General features: G+C 59.7%; 15 protein-coding genes. 5 read left to right on the top strand and 10 right to left on the bottom strand.

Annotated features, from left to right (window positions below):
- The first annotated feature begins 13 nt into the window (after positions 1-13).
- Entirely contained in the window at positions 14-283 is a 270-nt protein-coding gene (locus IM295_RS11025) for a DUF1778 domain-containing protein (RefSeq protein WP_008499829.1), read from the top strand.
- A 27-nt stretch (positions 284-310) separates the two neighbouring features.
- On the top strand, positions 311-811 hold the full coding sequence (locus tag IM295_RS11020) for a GNAT family N-acetyltransferase (RefSeq protein WP_192971185.1): 501 nt from the start codon (positions 311-313) through the stop codon (positions 809-811).
- Positions 812-869: 58 nt separating this feature from the next.
- Here IM295_RS11020 and rutG read toward each other — a convergent pair whose 3' ends face one another.
- Genes rutG through rutA form a run of 7 tightly spaced genes read right to left on the bottom strand, consistent with a single transcriptional unit; the run spans position 870 to position 6,304 of the window.
- Positions 870-2,192, bottom strand: a complete 1,323-nt coding sequence (gene rutG, locus IM295_RS11015; RefSeq protein WP_193066683.1) for a pyrimidine utilization transport protein G — start codon at positions 2,190-2,192, stop codon at positions 870-872.
- Positions 2,193-2,213: 21 nt separating this feature from the next.
- Entirely contained in the window at positions 2,214-2,708 is a 495-nt protein-coding gene (rutF, locus tag IM295_RS11010) for an NADH-dependent FMN reductase RutF (protein WP_193066682.1), read from the bottom strand.
- Between the two features lie 9 nt (positions 2,709-2,717).
- Complete coding sequence (locus tag IM295_RS11005; protein ID WP_023327079.1) at positions 2,718-3,308, bottom strand: malonic semialdehyde reductase; 591 nt, start codon at positions 3,306-3,308, stop codon at positions 2,718-2,720.
- A 9-nt stretch (positions 3,309-3,317) separates the two neighbouring features.
- Positions 3,318-4,118 carry a pyrimidine utilization protein D gene (gene rutD / locus IM295_RS11000; protein WP_023327080.1) on the bottom strand — a complete coding sequence of 267 codons (801 nt, stop codon included), beginning with the start codon at positions 4,116-4,118 and terminating at the stop codon, positions 3,318-3,320.
- Positions 4,119-4,125: 7 nt separating this feature from the next.
- Complete coding sequence (gene rutC / locus IM295_RS10995) at positions 4,126-4,512, bottom strand: pyrimidine utilization protein C (protein WP_008499822.1); 387 nt, start codon at positions 4,510-4,512, stop codon at positions 4,126-4,128.
- Positions 4,513-4,523: 11 nt separating this feature from the next.
- On the bottom strand, positions 4,524-5,213 hold the full coding sequence (gene rutB / locus IM295_RS10990; protein ID WP_193066681.1) for a pyrimidine utilization protein B: 690 nt from the start codon (positions 5,211-5,213) through the stop codon (positions 4,524-4,526).
- Positions 5,213-6,304, bottom strand: a complete 1,092-nt coding sequence (gene rutA / locus IM295_RS10985) for a pyrimidine utilization protein A (RefSeq protein WP_028012658.1) — start codon at positions 6,302-6,304, stop codon at positions 5,213-5,215. Before rutA ends, rutB begins: the two co-directional genes overlap by 1 nt.
- A gap of 245 nt (positions 6,305-6,549) precedes the next feature.
- On the opposite strand from rutA, the gene rutR reads away from it, so the two are divergent.
- Complete coding sequence (gene rutR / locus IM295_RS10980; RefSeq protein WP_028012659.1) at positions 6,550-7,188, top strand: HTH-type transcriptional regulator RutR; 639 nt, start codon at positions 6,550-6,552, stop codon at positions 7,186-7,188.
- Here rutR and IM295_RS10975 read toward each other — a convergent pair.
- Positions 7,185-7,580 carry a lysozyme inhibitor LprI family protein gene (locus IM295_RS10975; RefSeq protein WP_041910548.1) on the bottom strand — a complete coding sequence of 132 codons (396 nt, stop codon included), beginning with the start codon at positions 7,578-7,580 and terminating at the stop codon, positions 7,185-7,187. The two genes, rutR and IM295_RS10975, sit on opposite strands and share 4 nt — an antisense overlap.
- A 51-nt stretch (positions 7,581-7,631) precedes the next feature.
- Complete coding sequence (gene putA / locus IM295_RS10970) at positions 7,632-11,594, bottom strand: trifunctional transcriptional regulator/proline dehydrogenase/L-glutamate gamma-semialdehyde dehydrogenase (RefSeq protein ID WP_193066680.1); 3,963 nt, start codon at positions 11,592-11,594, stop codon at positions 7,632-7,634.
- Between the two features lie 422 nt (positions 11,595-12,016).
- Between putA and putP the strand changes: the two genes are divergently transcribed.
- Entirely contained in the window at positions 12,017-13,525 is a 1,509-nt protein-coding gene (gene putP / locus IM295_RS10965) for a sodium/proline symporter PutP (RefSeq protein ID WP_193066679.1), read from the top strand.
- 115 nt (positions 13,526-13,640) lie between these two features.
- Entirely contained in the window at positions 13,641-14,060 is a 420-nt protein-coding gene (locus IM295_RS10960; protein WP_193066678.1) for a DUF3574 domain-containing protein, read from the top strand.
- Positions 14,061-14,108: 48 nt separating this feature from the next.
- Here the strand turns inward: IM295_RS10960 and IM295_RS10955 are convergent, their stop codons facing one another.
- Complete coding sequence (locus IM295_RS10955; protein WP_047368266.1) at positions 14,109-15,293, bottom strand: NupC/NupG family nucleoside CNT transporter; 1,185 nt, start codon at positions 15,291-15,293, stop codon at positions 14,109-14,111.
- Positions 15,294-15,421 lie beyond the last annotated feature (128 nt).

The raw sequence follows: 15,421 nt of genomic DNA, 5'->3' as shown, positions 1-15,421 counted from the left end.
GGTGATGTAAACCATGCCAGCACTTAAAAAACAGCGTATCGATCTTCGCTTAACGGACGAAGACAAAACAATGATTGAAGAAGCGGCGGCGATGACGAATCAAACGATCACCCAGTTTATGGTGAACAGTGCGTCAGAGCGTGCTGCAGAGGTCATCGAGCAGCACCGTCGTCTCGTGTTAAACGAAGCCTCCTGGAATGCGGTGATGGATGCCATCGACAATCCGCCAGAGCCAAATGAACGCCTCAAGCGCGCGGCAAAACGTCTTCGAAACATGGAGTGAAGCGTCTTGGCAAATCTCACGATTGAAATGTTTTCAGAGGGAACCGACTATGATTTCGGGGATTTTGATTGTGGTGAACCCTCGCTAAATGCCTTCCTGAGAGAACACCTGGTACGCCAGCACAATGGACGTATTCTACGAGCCTACCTGCTTAAAGAGCGCGACCATCCGCGCGTGCTGGGCTATTACACGCTATCGGGAAGTTGCTTTGAGAGAGCGATGCTTCCTTCTAAGACCCAGCAGCGTCGGATCCCTTATCTCAACGTACCCAGCGTGACGCTGGGACGTCTGGCTATTCATAAAGAACTACAGGGAAACGAGTGGGGAACAACGCTAGTTGCACACGCTATGCGGGTGGTTTACCTGGCGTCGCAGGCTGTGGGAGTAAACGGAATATTTGTTGATGCCCTTAGCGAGCAGGCTAAACGATTTTATCTGAAGCTGGGGTTCATCCCGCTGGCAGGCGAAAACAGCCATTCTTTGTTCTTCCCGACAAAAGCTATCGAACGACTGTTTGAGCAGGCGTGATCGCTCTTAAGGAGCATGCAGGTCGGGTAAGGCGTAGCCGTCACCCGACATATCGATTTCACGAATCCTGATGCGCCGCGGCGGCCTGCGGCGCGGCAGCCATCCGGCGGCTCAGCAGGGCGTTAAGCAGGATCGCGCCGAAGGTCGCCGTACCAATCCCGCCAATCGTAAACCCGCCCAGCGTCAGGGCAAAATCCCCCGCGCCCAGCACCAGCGTGACGGCCACCATGATCAGGTTACTGTTCTGGCTGAGGTCAACCCGATGCTGCACCCAAATGCGCGCTCCGGCCACGGCGATCAGCCCGAACACCACAATCGACGCGCCGCCGATGACCGGTGACGGAATGGTGTGGATCAGCGCGCCGAACTTTGGTGAGAAACCAAGAAGGATCGCCATTACCGCCGCCGCCACGAAGACCAGCGTTGAGTAGACCTTGGTCACCGCCATCACGCCGATGTTTTCCGCGTAGGTGGTCACGCCGCTGCCGCCCACGGAGCCTGAGAGCATGGTCGCCAGCCCGTCGCCGACGAACGCGCGGCCCATGTACGGATCCATGCTGCGCCCGGTCATTCCCGCCACCGCCTTCAGGTGCCCTAAGTTTTCCGCCACCAGGATCACCGCCACCGGGGCGATAAGCATCATCGCCTGCGTGTTAAAGGTGGGCGAGGTCACCTGCGGCAGACCGAACCAGGCGGCCTGATGAAGCAGGGTAAAATCGACCGGCTTGCCCATGCCGAACACGTTCGCCAGCAGGGCGTAGATTAGACAGGCGACAATCAGCCCGACCAGGATCAGCAGACGCTGGATCATCCCGCGCGTAAAGACTGCCACCAGGCCGATGCACAGCACCGTGATCACCGCCATCCAGCTTTCAAACGGCGAAGCGGAGACGCTTTTCACCGCAATCGGCGCGAGGTTCAGGCCTATTGCCATCACCACCGCGCCGGTGACCACGGGAGGCATCATGCGCTCGATCCAGCGCGTGCCGATCTTCATCACAACGAGACCAATCAGGGTATAGACCAGCCCGCAGGCGATGATGCCGCCGAGGGCCACGCTCAGGTTGGGGTTGATCCCCTGGCCGTTAAAACCGGTAGTGGCGATGACCACGCCGACAAAGGCGGCGCTGGAGCCCAGGTAGCTGGGCACGCGCCCGCCGGTAACAAAAAAGAACAGCAGGGTGCCGATTCCCGACATCAGAATAGACAGGTTGGGATCGAGCCCCATCAGCATCGGCATCAATACCGTCGCGCCAAACATCGCGACCGCATGCTGGACGCCCATCACCATGGTTTGCCCGAGCGGGAGGCTTTCATCCGGCGCGACCACGCCTGCTTCAGTGGAGGTCGATTTCAACTGCCAGTGGGGAAATCCGAACATGGTCTGTCTCCTTAAAGCGCCTTAGCAGGCGGGTCGCATAAGCGCGTGGTAGCTGCGGTCAAACCACACCAGACCTTGCGGTGCGGGGTGGCGAATAATCGATACGATGTCGCAAAACAGAATGTCGTGGGTACCGACGCTGACCACCTGGCTGATGCGGCAGTCAAACGAGGCCAGCGCATCCTCCAGACGCGGGCAGCCCGTGTCGCCCGTTTGCCAGCGGGCGGCGGCGAAGCGTTCTTCCATTGGCGTTTTGCCGCCAAACAGGTTTGAGAGCGGCTCCTGTCCGGCGCTGAGGGTATTCACGCAAAGGGTGCGGTTTTCGCTGAACGTCGGCCAGACGGACGCGCCGCGGTTCAGGCACACCAGCAGGGTGGGCGGTGAATCCGTAACGCTGCACACCGCGCTGGCGGTAAAGCCTGCCAGCCCCGCCGGGCCGTCGGTGGTGATGATGTTCACCGCCGCGCCAACGCAGGCCATGGCGTCGCGAAAGGTTTGCTTATCCGGTGTCGTCATGATCGCTCCTTACGCCAGCCCGCAGGCATCGTCGAAGGTCAGGCGCGGCAGGCGCCCGTAAAGTTTGCCCGGGTCGCCGTAGCCAATGTTGATCAGAAGATTGCTTTTAAGCGTCGTGCCGGTGAAAAAGGCCTCGTCGACCTTTTGTCGGTCAAAGCCCGACATCGGGCCGGTGTCCAGCCCCAGCGCGCGACAGGCGAAAATCATGTACGCGGCCTGCAGCGAGCTGTTGCGAAAGGCGGTCTCTTCCGCCAGCGCGGGGCTTGCGGTAAACCAGCTTCTGGCATCGCCGTGCGGGAACAGTTCAGGCAGGCGCTCGTAGAATTCACTGTCCCAGGCCACAATCGCCGTGACCGGGGCGGTGAGCGTTTTCTCCAGGTTGCCGCTGGAGAGCGCCGGGCGCAGCTTCTCTTTTCCCTCCGCGCTTCGCACAAACACAATGCGCGCCGGTGAGCAGTTGGCGGAGGTTGGCCCCCATTTCATCAGGTCGTAGATTTCGCGCAGCGTCTCGTCGCTGACGGCAATATCCTGCCAGCCGTTATGGGTGCGGGCGCCGGTGAACAGCGTTTCCAGCGCGGTGGGATTAATGGCTTCGCTCATTACAGCTCCTTATAAAGCGGGTTCATGACTGTGCAGCAGGCTGGCCAGCCCGTTAAGCAGCAGGGTGTTAAAGGTGTCCGGCTCGGTGACGTTGCAGGCATGGCCGCCCTGACGCATCACCGCGCTGTGGCTGTGCGGGATGGCCGCCTGCAGCTCAGACGAGCAGACAGAGGGCACCAGCATGTCGTCGGCGGAACAAATGATCTGTACCGGGCAGCGGATGCGTGCGGCGTGGCGGCTGAAGTCGGCCTTTTTCAGGGCGCTGAGCCGGTGCAGCAGGTTGGCTTTTCCCTGGAAATGGGCCAGCGCCAGCGCTTCTTCGGCCTCCAGACGGGGGGCGCGAGCGGCCATCCAGTCTGCCGGGTAGAGAAACAGCGGCTGCGCCTCAACCCACGCCTGCGGGCCGCCGTAATGCAGCAGGCGCTCGCGGATCTGAAAGCAGCGGCGGGTATGTGCGTTGAGGGTCAGCCAGCCGTTGACGCACACCAGCGCGGTGAGAGCGTCGGGGCGGTCGAGGGCCAGCTGCAGGCCGACCAGTGCCCCCAGCGCATGGCCGACGACGCTGTAGCGGGCAATCCCGGCCTCAGCCAGCGCCTGGGCCAGTTCGTCCGCCATCTGTGCCAGGCTGTATCCTTCCGGCAGGGCGTCGGGGTTATTGCCCGTTCCGCGCTGGTCATAACACACCACCTGATACTCCGGTTCCAGCGCGGCCAGCTGGGGCAGCCAGTAGCTGCCGCTGCCGCCGAGACCGGCAATAAGGACCACCACGGGCGCACCCTCATACGGGGGCGGTGAGACGGAAAGTTTCATGGCCGCCTCACTTCGCGATGTGCGCAACGGTGGCGATCTCAACCAGCGCGTCCGGCTTCACCAGCCCGCACTGAATGCAGAACCGGGCCGGCTTATCGCCGGGGAAGAACTCCGCGTAGATTTCATTAATCGCGGCGTAGTTTTTCCAGTCGGTAATAAAGATGCTGTTGAAGGTCACGTCTTCCATCGTGCCACCCGCCGTTTCGATCACGGTTTTGATCGTCTCCAGCACGTGGCGGGTTTGCGCCTTTGGGTCGTTGATAAACACCACGTTGTTGTCTTTATCAAACGGCAGCGTGCCGGAGACATACACCACGCCGTCGGCGAGGGTGCCGGGGACAAACGGGGCGATGGGCGTGCTGGTGCCCGGCGGGATGATTACGGATTTCGGCATCGTGTGTCTCCTCAGGCGATACGGGCGAGCGGAGGCGTCAGGGCGTCGCAGAACTCCGCAACGTTACTGACCCAGCCAAAAAAGGTTTCGATATTGAACAGGGCCGCCTTCTGGGCGAAATCCGGCCCGGCCTGATGGGTCGCGTCTTCCAGCACCACGCCGAAATACTCGAGGAAAAAGCCGTCGCGCAGGGTCGACTCCACGCAGACGTTGGTGGCAATGCCGGTGAAGACCAGGTGGCGAATGCCCCGGCTGCGCAGCAGGCTGTCGAGCGGCGTGTTGAAAAAGCCGCTGTAGCGCGGTTTCGGCAGGACAATATCGTCCGCCTGCGGGACCAGCTCATCCACCAGCTGATAATCCCAGCCGCCTTTGGCCAGCAGCTTGCCCTGCAGTTCGGGCCGTTTACGCATGGTTTTCAGGGCGTTCGACTTGTGGAAGTTCGGTGAACCGGGGCCACCGGCCTCAACGTACTGGTCGTCCCAGCCGTTCTGGAACCATATGATAAGCATGCCCGCGGCGCGCGCGGCGGCGACGGCGGTTTTGATATTCGCTACCACAGGCTGCGTAGCGGAGACGTCGAAGCCCGCCAGATCAAGATAACCACCGGGGCTGGCGTAGGCATTTTGCATGTCCACCACGATCAGCGCGCTTTGCTGGGGCGTGAAGGTAATGGCTTCCGGGCGTGCGTTAAGGGTTGTCATTACGCCACCTCCTTGGTGACGGCAGGGATGTGGGCGCGGCACTGCATCAGCGGCTGGATGCGCTCGCCAAAGGTTTCCACGCCGGTGAGGAAATCATCGAAGGTCAGCAGGACGCCCTCCGCGCCGGGTACGGCCGCCACTTCGTCCAGCATTCTGGCGACGCTGGCGTACGAGCCCACCAGGGTGCCCATGTTGATATTGACGGCGGAGGTCGGGTCGGCCATCTGGCGAACGTTGGTGTCCGCGCCGGAGCGGGTATCCTTCTGGCTTTGCTCGGTCAGCCAGCTCAGGGCTTCGTCGTCAGCGCCGTCCTTATACCGCTCCCATTTGGCGCGCGCGGCGTCGTCGGTTTCGTCGGCAATGACCATGAACAGCACGTACGAGCCCACATCGCGCCCGGTTTTGTCGGCGGCCTCCTTCATGCGTGCCGCGGTAGGGGCAAAGGCGGCAGGGGTGTTAACGCCTTTGCCGAAGCAGAAGTTAAAGTCGGCGTATTTCGCGGAGAATTCCATGCCCGCGTCGCTCTGCCCGGCGCAAATCACCTTCATCGGTACCGACGGCCGCGGGCTGACGCGGCAGTCGTTCATGGTAAAGAAGTCGCCTTTGAAGTCGCTTTTGCCGGTGCCCCACAGGTCGCGCAGCACCTGCACGTATTCGGTCAGGTAGTCGTAGCGACGGGAGAAGTAATCGTCGCCCGGCCAGAGTCCCATCTGCTCGTACTCCGGTTTTTGCCAGCCGGTGACCAGGTTAACGCCAAAGCGCCCGCCGGAGATGGAGTCGATGGTGGAGGCCATGCGTGCCACGATCGCGGGCGGAAGGGTGAGGGTGGCCGCGGTGGCGTAGATCTGGATCCGCGAGGTAACCGCTGCCAGTCCGGCCATCAGTGTGAAGGACTCCAGGTTGTGATCCCAGAATTCAGTTTTGCCGCCAAAGCCGCGCAGCTTGATCATCGAAAGCGCAAAGTCGAAATGGTAGTGCTCCGCTTTCTGCACGATGGCTTTGTTCAGCTCAAAGGTCGGCATGTACTGCGGTGCAGTGGTCGAGATAAGCCAGCCGTTGTTGCCGATGGGTACAAATACGCCAATTTTCATCACGAACCTCTCTTCATTACGTCGCAGGTGTAACGGTGGTTTTGCAAAGGCAATGCCAGTTTTGAAAACGCTTGTGTTATTAATGTGTTAATAAGAGGTTGGGGGATTGATGCCGCTAAATGTGGACTAAATGGTCAAAAACATTGCACAGAAAACAGGCACTCATGCGCGATGGGAGTGCAGAAGGTCGTGGCGAGGCGGGGGTTTTGCTATGCTGAGCGCAGGAAAGAAAATGGAGAGCGGAAATGACACAAGGCGCAGTGAAAACACCCGGAAAACGTTCGCAGGCGGTGAGCGCCAAGAAGCAGGCGATCCTCAGCGCCGCGCTGGAGACCTTTTCACAGTTTGGCATTCACGGCACGCGCCTGGAGCAGGTGGCGGAGCAGTCCGGGGTGTCTAAAACCAATCTGCTCTACTATTACCCGTCGAAAGAGGCGCTGTATGTGGCGGTGATGCAGCAGATCCTCGATATCTGGCTGGCGCCGCTCAAGGCATTTCGCGAAGAGCTGGCCCCGCTGGTGGCTATCGAGGAGTACATTCGCCTGAAGCTCGAGGTGTCGCGCGATTACCCGCAGGCGTCAAGGCTGTTTTGTCTTGAGATGCTGCAGGGCGCGCCGCTGCTACAGGCGGAGCTGACGGGGGATTTAAAGCAGCTGGTGGACGATAAGTCGGCGATTATCGCCGGATGGGTTGCCAGCGGAAAGCTGGCCCCGGTCGACCCGCAGCACCTGATCTTTATGATCTGGGCCGCTACCCAGCATTACGCTGACTTTGCGGCCCAGGTTGAGGCGGTGACCGGTAAAACGCTCCAGGACGAGGCGTTTTTCCAGAGCACACTCGAAAACGTGCAGCGGATGATTATCGAAGGGATCCGCGTGCGTTAATTGCCCGGCGGGAGAGGGCAGCTTAAGTCACCCTCTTCACACTGCATCAGCGAGGCCAGAAACGCCTCGCGCTCCACGGTTTTTTCCGCCAGGCACTGGTTAACAATCATTGGCTGGACGCTCCCGCCTTCCGTCCCCGAACCGATAAACGCGCAGTCCGCGTCGCGCAGGGTAATCCACGCCTGCTGCGCTTTTTTCAGCAGGTCGCGCTGGGGGGCCGCCGCGCGTTTGATGGCGGCCTGATAGGTCTGGTTGAGTTTTTTATCGGCTGCCTGGTACTGCTGCGCGCTACAGGTATTCAGTTCAAGCTGCGTAGTGGCGTTGTCGCACTCGTTGGCAAGCGCGCTGGTGCTGAGCAGCAGTGCCGCACCGGCGATAAGATATCGTTTCATATACTCCCCAATAAAATAAGGCTCCGTCTCCGGAGCCTTATTAGCACAGCGTTAGCCGATTGTCATCAGGCTGGCGTTACCGCCCGCCGCTGCGGTGTTGACGCTGAGCGAGCGCTCCACGTACAGACGCTCCAGCAGCAGGTTGGTTTCCCCGCGGGCGAAGCCCTGCACGGAAACAATCGCCCCGCTGCGGGCCGCCACCTGCTCGCACAGCTCGCGCAGCTGGTCGGAATCACCGTGGTAGATCACCGCGTCAAACGGCTGGGTCAGCAGGGCATCGGCCTTCGCAAAGCGAATGCGGGCCGAAACCGCTTTCGGCAGCTGTTTGGCGAGATCGCGATGCAGCGCATCGTCCGGCCACAGCACTTCACACCCGGTGGCCATCGCCGCGGCCAGCTGTACCAGCGCGTCCTGCTCGTTATCCGCCACGCACAGTACGTGCTCGCGCGGCATCAGCGTCCAGGTGTTGCGCTCGCCGGTTGGCCCCGGCAGCAGACGCTGGGTACCGGCCTGCGCCAGCTCGCCGTACTGCTGGGCAACCGCACGCAACTCTGGACGATTATCAGCCCACTTAATCAGCGCCTCCAGCGGCTGGGTCAGCACGGTTTTCACCTGCGTATCTACGGGATAGTGTGCGTCCTGACGTGCCAGCGTCACGCCCAGCGCATTTTCCGGACGGTTTGCCAGCAGGCGGTACAGGTAGAGCGGGCCGCCCGCTTTCGGACCCGTACCAGAGAGGCCTTCGCCGCCGAACGGCTGCACGCCCACGACCGCGCCAACCATGTTGCGGTTGACGTACAGGTTGCCGACTTTGGCCGTGCCGGTGACCTGCGCAATGGTCTCGTCGATACGGGTATGCACGCCGAGCGTCAGGCCGTAGCCGGAGGCGTTGATCTGGTCGATAAGCGCGTTGAGGTTGTTACGGTTGTAACGCACCACGTGCAGCACCGGGCCGAAGACCTCTTTTTTCAGCTCGTCGAAGCTTGCCAGCTCGATCAGCGTAGGCGGCACGAAGGTGCCAGTCTGCCACTCGCGGGCATCTTCGCTGTTCTCGCGCACCGCCTGGAACACCGGACGGCCTTTGGCGCGCATGGCCTGAATGTGGTTTTCAATGTTGGCTTTGGCTTCCGCGTCGATCACCGGCCCGATGTCGGTGGTGAGACGGCCCGGGTTGCCCATGCGGCATTCCGCCATCGCGCCGCGCAGCATCTTCAGCGTGTGGTCAGCCACGTCATCCTGTAAGCACAGCACGCGCAGGGCGGAGCAGCGCTGACCAGCGCTATCGAAGGCGGAGGCCAGCACGTCAACCACCACCTGCTCGGTGAGCGCGGAGGAGTCAACAATCATGGCGTTCATGCCGCCGGTTTCGGCGATAAGCGGGGTAGGACGACCCTGCGCATCCAGACGGGTGGCGATGTTGCGTTGCAGCAGGGAGGCCACTTCGGTCGAACCGGTAAACATCACGCCGCGCACGCGGTTATCGGAGGTGAGTTTGGCGCCCACCGTTTCACCGCGCCCTGGCAGCAGTTGCACCACGCCCGCCGGAACGCCTGCTTCCAGAAGAATGTTGATGCCCTGGGCGGTAATCAGCGGGGTTTGCTCTGCCGGTTTCGCCAGCACGCTGTTGCCTGCGGCAAGGGCGGCGGCAATCTGGCCGGTGAAGATCGCCAGCGGGAAGTTCCACGGGCTGATACAGACCACCGGACCGAGCGGACGGTGCGTTTCGTTGTCGAAATCATCGCGTACCTGACCAGCGTAGTAGTGCAGGAAGTCGACCGCCTCGCGCACTTCGGCGATGGCGTTGCTGAAGGTTTTCCCCGCCTCACGCACCAGAATGCCGATGAGCTGCTGCATCTGATCTTCCATCAGCACCGCCGCGCGCTCCAGGATGGCGGCACGCTCCTGCGGCGGCGTGGCGAACCAGATTGGGGCGTTATTCACCGCGCTCTCCAGCGCCTGTTCCACTTCCGCTTCGGTTGCTTCACGCGCGTAGCCGACGATGTCCTTCGGCTCTGCCGGGTTGATCACCGGCTGCATTTCACCGTCCTCAACGGACTGCTCAAGGATCGGTTTGGCCTGCCACTTCTGCAATGCGCTGTTGAGCAGGGCAGAGGAGAGCGACGCCAGACGGTGTTCGTTCGCCAGATCCAGGCCCGCCGAGTTGACGCGGCCCGCGCCGTACAGCTCGCGCGGCAGGGCAATTTTCGGATGCGGCAGACCAATCTGGCCTTCCTGTGCCGCCAGCTTCTCTACGGCCTGCACCGGATCGGCCACCAGTTCGTCGAGCGGCAGCGTGGTGTCTGCGATGCGGTTAACGAAGGAGGTGTTCGCCCCGTTCTCCAGCAGACGACGCACCAGGTACGCCAGCAGGGTTTCGTGGGTGCCCACCGGGGCATAGATGCGGCACGGGCGGTTCAGCTTGCCGTCCGCCACTTTCCCGGTGACCTGCTCGTACAGCGGTTCGCCCATGCCGTGCAGGCACTGGAACTCGTACTGGCCCGGATAGTAGTTCTGCCCGGCCAGGCTGTAAATGGCCGCCAGGGTATGGGCGTTGTGGGTCGCGAACTGCGGATAAATCAGGTTCGGCACGCCGAGCAGTTTTTTCGCGCACGCGAGGTAAGAGACATCGGTGTAGACCTTGCGGGTATAGACCGGATAGCCTTCCAGACCTTCCATCTGGGCGCGTTTGATTTCGCTGTCCCAGTAGGCGCCTTTCACCAGGCGGATCATCAGGCGGCGACGGCTGCGGCTGGCCAGGTCAATCAGGTAATCAATGACGAACGGACAGCGTTTCTGGTAGGCCTGGATGACGAAACCAATCCCGTTCCAGCCCGCCAGCTCCGGTTCGAAACACAGTTTTTCCAGCAGATCGAGGGAGATCTCCAGACGGTCAGCCTCTTCGGCGTCGATGTTGATGCCGATGTCATACTGGCGCGCCAGCAGGGTCAGGGACTTCAGGCGCGGATAGAGCTCTTCCATCACCCGGTCATACTGCGCACGGCTGTAGCGCGGGTGTAGGGCGGAGAGCTTAATAGAGATGCCCGGACCTTCATAAATACCGCGACCGTTGGACGCTTTACCGATGGCGTGGATCGCCTGCTGGTAAGAGACCATGTAGGCCTGCGCGTCGGCGGCGGTGAGCGCCGCTTCGCCCAGCATGTCATAGGAGTAGCGGAAACCTTTGTCTTCCAGCTTGCGGGCGTTCGCCAGCGCTTCGGCAATGGTTTCCCCGGTGACGAATTGCTCGCCCATCAGGCGCATCGCCATGTCCACGCCCTTGCGGATCAGCGGCTCGCCGCTCTTGCCGATAATGCGGTTCAGAGAGCGTGACAGGTTGGCTTCGTTATGGGTGGAGACCAGCTTGCCGGTAAACAGCAGACCCCAGGTGGCGGCGTTGACGAACAGCGACGGGCTGCGGCCAATGTGGGAGTGCCAGTTGCCGTTGCTGATCTTGTCGCGGATCAGCGCGTCGCGGGTAGCTTTATCCGGAATACGCAGCAGCGCTTCCGCCAGGCACATCAGCGCCACGCCTTCCTGTGAGGAGAGGGAGAACTCCTGCAACAGGCCCTGCACCATCCCGGCGCGGCCGGTGGCGGTTTTCTGGTTGCGCAGCTTGTCGGCTAACTGATACGCCAGGCTGTGCGCCTGGGCGGCAATGGCTTCCGGCAGGCGGGCCTGCTCCAGCAGCATCGGCACGGCGTCGGTTTCGGCGCGGCGGTAAGCCCCGGTAATGGCGGCGCGGCTGACGGACTGCGGCAGGATCTGCTCGGCAAATTCGAGGAACGGCTGGTGGTTTTCTTCCACCGCCGTCGCGGCGTCTTCGCTTTCGTTCGCTGCGCCCGCCAGCAGGGCAGGCAGCTCAGGCAGGCCGTCTTCGCTCTCCAGCCTTTCCAGATAGTTAAAAATCGCCTGCTTGATTAACCAGTGCGGTGTGCGGTCAATGCGGGTTGCTGCGGTCTTAATCCGTTCGCGGGTGGCGTCATCCAGCTTAACCCCCATGGTGGTCATCCCCATGCCAAAACTCCTGTTGTTCTGTAATAGCGTTCTGTTGATAGCGTGAAATATCCACCATGTTGCAACTTTGTGCAACCGTGTTAAATGTGACCTGGTTTGCAAGCTGGAAAATGAATGGATTGTTAACGAATAGTTAGCTGGAAAAAAGCGCTGGCTTCTGCATGCGAAGCCTGTTTTTATGCGGTGCTTAACACTTTTCAAAGGTGCAACCCATATAAATGTGAGCGAGTGCAACCTATAGGAAAGACGTATAAAACCAGGGATGAAATTCATGTAAATGCAGTGTTAAATCGTTTGTCAGTGGGGAGCGTATACGGCAGGATAGCGCGCCCAACGGAAACACATACACACATCACTACGTTCCGGTGATGACATAACAAGGCAACCCGGACGGTTGTCGCTCGACATTTTGGAGAATTTGAATGGCTATTAGCACACCGATGCTGGTGACATTTCTCGTTTATATTTTTGGCATGATCCTGATAGGGTTTTTGGCATGGCGTTCCACTAAAAACTTTGACGACTACATCCTTGGCGGGCGCAGCTTAGGCCCAATGGTCACCGCGCTCTCTGCGGGCGCATCCGACATGAGCGGCTGGCTGCTGATGGGGCTGCCGGGCGCGATTTTCATCTCTGGTATTTCCGAAAGCTGGATCGCCATCGGCCTGACCGTCGGCGCGTGGATCAACTGGAAGCTGGTGGCAGGCCGTCTGCGCGTGCATACCGAGGCCAACAACAACGCCCTGACGCTGCCGGACTATTTCACCGGACGCTTTGAGGATAACAGCCGCGTGCTGCGCATTATCTCCGCGGTGGTGATCCTGGTGTTCTTCACCATTTACTGTGCCTCCGGCATCGTGGCCGGTGCGCGTCTGTTCGAAAGTACCTTCGGCATGAGCTACGAAACCGCCCTGTGGGCCGGTGCGGCGGCAACCATCCTCTATACCTTCGTGGGCGGCTTCCTGGCCGTCAGCTGGACCGACACCGTGCAGGCGAGCCTGATGATCTTCGCCCTGATCCTGACCCCGGTGATTGTGATTTTCACCGTTGGCGGCTTTGGCGAATCGCTGGAAGTGATCAAGCAGAAGAGCATCGAAAACGTCGACATGCTGAAAGGGCTGAACTTCGTTGCCATCGTCTCCCTGATGGGCTGGGGGCTGGGCTACTTCGGTCAGCCGCACATTCTGGCGCGCTTTATGGCGGCGGATTCTCACCACACCATCGTTCATGCACGTCGCATTAGCATGACGTGGATGATCCTGTGTCTGGCGGGCGCGTGTGCGGTCGGCTTCTTCGGTATTGCCTACTTCAGCAATAACCCGGCGCAGGCGGGCGCGGTGAACCAGAACGCCGAACGCGTGTTCATCGAGCTGGCGCAGATTCTGTTTAACCCGTGGATTGCCGGTATTTTGCTCTCCGCGATCCTGGCGGCGGTGATGTCCACCCTGAGCTGCCAGCTGCTGGTCTGCTCCAGCGCAATTACCGAAGACCTCTATAAGGCCTTCCTGCGCAAGGGCGCGAGCCAGAAAGAGCTGGTGTGGGTAGGGCGCTTTATGGTGCTGCTGGTGGCGCTGATTGCCATTGCGCTCGCGGCCAACCCGGAAAACCGCGTGCTGGGTCTCGTGAGCTACGCGTGGGCGGGCTTCGGTGCCGCGTTTGGGCCGGTGGTGCTGTTCTCCGTCATGTGGTCACGCATGACCCGCAACGGCGCGCTGGCGGGGATGATCATCGGTGCGGTGACCGTCATCGTCTGGAAGCAGTTCGCGTGGCTGGGCCTGTACGAAATCATTCCGGGCTTCATCTTCGGCAGCATCGGTATTGTGGTGTTCAGCCTGCTGGGTAAAGCGCCGTCTGCCTCTATGCAGAAGCGCTTTGCGGAAGCGGATGCGCACTACCACACTGCGCCGCCGACTAAGCTTCAGGCAGAATAATTTTCCCACGTAACACCGTAGGCCGGGTAAGCGCAAGCGCACCCGGCTTTTTTCTTGCCAAAATCCGTATTTTCCTGTGATATCCATATGCTTATAACAATGAGGATAGCGATACATGACCATCAAAACAGGGGTAATGGCAGCGGCATTATTGATGCTGGCGGGTTGTAACACACCCTCGCAGCGTGCGGCGGTGGAGACCTGCAAAGCGGATAACCAGATGCAGCAGACCACGCTCTATTTTGGCTTGAATCGCCCGGCAGGGGCGCAGATTACCGGCAGCGAGTGGCAGCAGTTTGTTGACCAGGACGTGACGCCGCGTTTTCGCGATGGCTTAACGGTGTTTGATGCGCGCGGGCAGTGGCTGGGGAACGACGGGAAAGTGGCGCGTGAATCCAGCAAAGCGTTAATGCTGATCCACGGTAAAGATGCGCAGAGCGAGAAGAACATCGAAGCGTTGCGCGGGATCTATAAGTCTCGTTTCGCGCAGGAATCGGTGATGCGGGTCGACCAGCCGGTGTGCGTACAGTTTTAATAAAAAACGGCGGGATAACCCGCCGTTGTTGTTTTGTAGCAAAGCTATTTACAGCACTAATCCCGCAAAGCTCGCCGACAGCAGGCTCACCAGCGTCGCACCGTATACCAGGCGCAGACCAAACCGCGACACCACGTTGCCCTGCTGCTCGTTCAGCCCCTTAATCGCCCCGGCGACGATGCCGATGGAGGCGAAGTTGGCAAACGAGACGAGGAAGACGGACAAAATACCCAGCCCGCGCGGTGACATTTCATGAGCAATTTTTTGCAGCTCAATCATCGCTACAAATTCATTCGCCACCAGCTTGGTTGCCATAATGCTGCCCGCGTTTAACGCATCGCTGAGTGGAATCCCGATAAGCCACGCCAGCGGATAAAACACATAGCCCAGGATCTGCTGGAAGCTCATGCCGAATACGCTGGAGAAGAGGGCGTTAACGGCGCTGATGAGGGCGATAAAGCCAATCAGCATTGCCAGAATAATCATCGCCACCTTAAAACCGGCCAGAATATACTCGCCCAGCATTTCAAAGAAGCTCTGGGATTCGTGCAGTTTTTCCAGCTTGATATCCGGCTCGGCTTCCGGACGCACCGGGTTAATGACCGAGAGAATAATAAAGGTGCTGAACATGTTCAGGATCAGCGCGGCAACGACAAATTTGGCGTCGAGCATGGTCATATAGGCACCGACAATCGACAGGGAGACCGTCGACATGGCCGTGGCCGCCATGGTGAACAGACGACGCGAGGAGAGATCCCCCAGCACGCCTTTATAGGCAATGAAGTTTTCCGACTGGCCGAGGATCAGCGAGCTCACCGCGTTGAACGATTCCAGCTTGCCCATGCCGTTCAGCTTTGACAGCAGCGTTCCGATGATTCGAATAAAAATCGGCAGGATCCGCCAGTGCTGGAGAATACCAATCAGTGCGGAAATAAAAATAATCGGACACAGCACGCCGAGGAAAATAAACGCCAGCCCTTTTTCTCCCATTCCGCCAAAGACGAAATTCGTCCCTTCCGAGGCAAATTTCAGCAGTGACTCAAAGAAGCCGGAAACGTATTTAATCAGGAATAGCCCGCTTTCGGCGTGCAGGAAAAAGAACGCCAGGGCAATTTCAATAACAATCAGCTGTAAAACATAACGAATGCGAATTTTTCGGCGGTCGAAACTCACCAGCCAGGCAAGCGCAAGAATAATCACCAGCGCCAGCAGGAAATGGACAATCTTAAACATGGAATATTTTCGGTTGGTTTTTGAGGCGGATATTTAGCCACAGCACTGGTTAACCGTAAATGGGCATTTTTATTATAACTTATAAACTTAACGGTAACGGTGGCAACTATTAACAGGCTTTGAGTTTA

The organism is Enterobacter cloacae complex sp. P14RS (assembly GCF_014895895.1).
Taxonomy (GTDB): Bacteria; Pseudomonadota; Gammaproteobacteria; order Enterobacterales; family Enterobacteriaceae; genus Enterobacter; species Enterobacter bugandensis.
Note: the sequence above shows the minus strand (reverse complement) of the source record. Positions and strands in the feature narration are given on the sequence as shown.

Coding starts and splice junctions, on each gene's coding strand:
- IM295_RS11025 (WP_008499829.1), top strand. CDS start 14: ATGCCAGCACTTAAAAAACAGCGTATCGATCTTCGCTTAACGGACGAA.
- IM295_RS11020 (WP_192971185.1), top strand. CDS start 311: ATGTTTTCAGAGGGAACCGACTATGATTTCGGGGATTTTGATTGTGGT.
- rutG (WP_193066683.1), bottom strand. CDS start 2,192: ATGTTCGGATTTCCCCACTGGCAGTTGAAATCGACCTCCACTGAAGCA.
- rutF (WP_193066682.1), bottom strand. CDS start 2,708: ATGACGACACCGGATAAGCAAACCTTTCGCGACGCCATGGCCTGCGTT.
- IM295_RS11005 (WP_023327079.1), bottom strand. CDS start 3,308: ATGAGCGAAGCCATTAATCCCACCGCGCTGGAAACGCTGTTCACCGGC.
- rutD (WP_023327080.1), bottom strand. CDS start 4,118: ATGAAACTTTCCGTCTCACCGCCCCCGTATGAGGGTGCGCCCGTGGTG.
- rutC (WP_008499822.1), bottom strand. CDS start 4,512: ATGCCGAAATCCGTAATCATCCCGCCGGGCACCAGCACGCCCATCGCC.
- rutB (WP_193066681.1), bottom strand. CDS start 5,213: ATGACAACCCTTAACGCACGCCCGGAAGCCATTACCTTCACGCCCCAG.
- rutA (WP_028012658.1), bottom strand. CDS start 6,304: ATGAAAATTGGCGTATTTGTACCCATCGGCAACAACGGCTGGCTTATC.
- rutR (WP_028012659.1), top strand. CDS start 6,550: ATGACACAAGGCGCAGTGAAAACACCCGGAAAACGTTCGCAGGCGGTG.
- IM295_RS10975 (WP_041910548.1), bottom strand. CDS start 7,580: ATGAAACGATATCTTATCGCCGGTGCGGCACTGCTGCTCAGCACCAGC.
- putA (WP_193066680.1), bottom strand. CDS start 11,594: ATGGGGATGACCACCATGGGGGTTAAGCTGGATGACGCCACCCGCGAA.
- putP (WP_193066679.1), top strand. CDS start 12,017: ATGGCTATTAGCACACCGATGCTGGTGACATTTCTCGTTTATATTTTT.
- IM295_RS10960 (WP_193066678.1), top strand. CDS start 13,641: ATGACCATCAAAACAGGGGTAATGGCAGCGGCATTATTGATGCTGGCG.
- IM295_RS10955 (WP_047368266.1), bottom strand. CDS start 15,293: ATGTTTAAGATTGTCCATTTCCTGCTGGCGCTGGTGATTATTCTTGCG.